Raw genomic sequence first — 1315 nt, 5'->3', positions numbered from 1 at the left:
GACCTTGAGGGCGAGCACGCCGTGGCAGCCTGAAGGGAACAGCAAGACCACCCTCCCGCCCCTCTGTCCTGCGCCTCTGCCTCACTGGCGTCCTGCCTTGAACTTCTCGGCAGCGCGGTGAAGGCCGGGGTGCGAGCCCCGGCCTGGCCGCCTCAGCGGCCGATGCGCCGCAGCGCCGCCTTCCACAGGCCGGTGTTCAACCGGACGTTCTCGCGGATCGCACGGATGCCGCGGGTACGCATCGCCCGGCCTGTCGCAGTGCGGCCGCAAACGCCGCCGGTGACGACTGCCTCCTGCACCGCGTTGAAGGTCTTCCAGACATCGTCACCGATGTCGGCCATGCGCCGGCGCTCCAGCAGCTGCGCCGGCTGCACCGGCGGCTCGGTCGCGCCCGGAAAGCGCAGCGCCAGCGCCTCGCGTGCGAAGTCCAGCTGCTGCCCGCCCGAAAGCTGCGTGCCGCGCATCTGCTCGACCGCCTCGCCCACCAGGCCGAACTCGCGCGTGATCCGCTGCGCCGCCTCCACCACGTTGGCCAGCACGTTGCCGCGGTGACTGACATGGATCAGCCCGAAGTCGCCGATCGCCGTCAGCATCCCGTTGGTGCACACCGGCCTGAATAGCCCAGCGCGTAGCTGGTACGCGCTGCGCCCGTCGTGCGAGTTGATCAGCACGATCTCGCCCAGCACGTCGTCCAGCGACAGGCACTGCACCACCGGCTGGAAGCGCAGCATGTGCTGTGCGTAGCCCGCGTTGCCGTCGCGCGAGCGGGTCTGCACCGCCAGCGTCGGCTCGAAGCCCGCATCGATCAGGGCGGTGACGATCTCGCGCGAGCTGATGAACACGTACCTGGGTCCGGTGCAGCCGGCCGCTCGGTCCGCAAACACCGCCGGCGCGCTGTGCGCCAGGTCCTGCAGCGAAAGGGAGGTCCTGGCGGCGAAGGTGAAGGAAGAGGAAGAAGTCATGATGAGCTCCTGGCGTGACACAGGCGGGATTGCCTGCGTCGCCCCTGGCTCACGCGGCAGCGCAGCGGTCAAGGTTCGAAGACGGCCGTCAGGCCGCAAGCGCCCGCGAGGGCGCGCAGACCTTGAGCGCGAGAACCGCGTGATACGCTGACCGGACACAGGCAACCCCAACCCACCCCTGCACGGGAGCGGAGCGGCCAGTACGAGGCGAAGCGAGACGGCCGCAGTACGAGTCGTCGAGAAGAAGCTTGGCGGAGCGCGCGCTGGCGTCAGCGCATGCCATCCACGCCCACCTGGTCGGCGATGCGCTGGATGCGCGCCGCGACTTCCAGCAGCCGCTGCCGGTCGGCCTC

1 protein-coding gene is annotated in these 1315 nt (G+C 70.0%); it reads right to left on the bottom strand.

The window, feature by feature from the left end:
- Nucleotides 1-152: 152 nt before the first annotated feature.
- The gene (locus ABEA07_RS16080; RefSeq protein WP_345539070.1) at nucleotides 153-962 is read right to left on the bottom strand and encodes a DUF932 domain-containing protein; all 810 of its coding nucleotides are present in this window, start codon (nucleotides 960-962) and stop codon (nucleotides 153-155) included.
- Nucleotides 963-1315: the final 353 nt, after the last annotated feature.

The organism is Variovorax defluvii, assembly GCF_039541515.1.
Classification (GTDB): domain Bacteria; phylum Pseudomonadota; class Gammaproteobacteria; order Burkholderiales; family Burkholderiaceae_C; genus Variovorax; species Variovorax defluvii.
The sequence above is the reverse complement of the archived record's forward strand: the minus strand, read 5'-3'. Positions and strand labels throughout refer to the sequence as shown.

Bases quoted from the DNA above. Each gene is read 5' to 3' on its own strand.
- ABEA07_RS16080 (WP_345539070.1), bottom strand. From the start codon at position 962: ATGACTTCTTCCTCTTCCTTCACCTTCGCCGCCAGGACCTCCCTTTCG.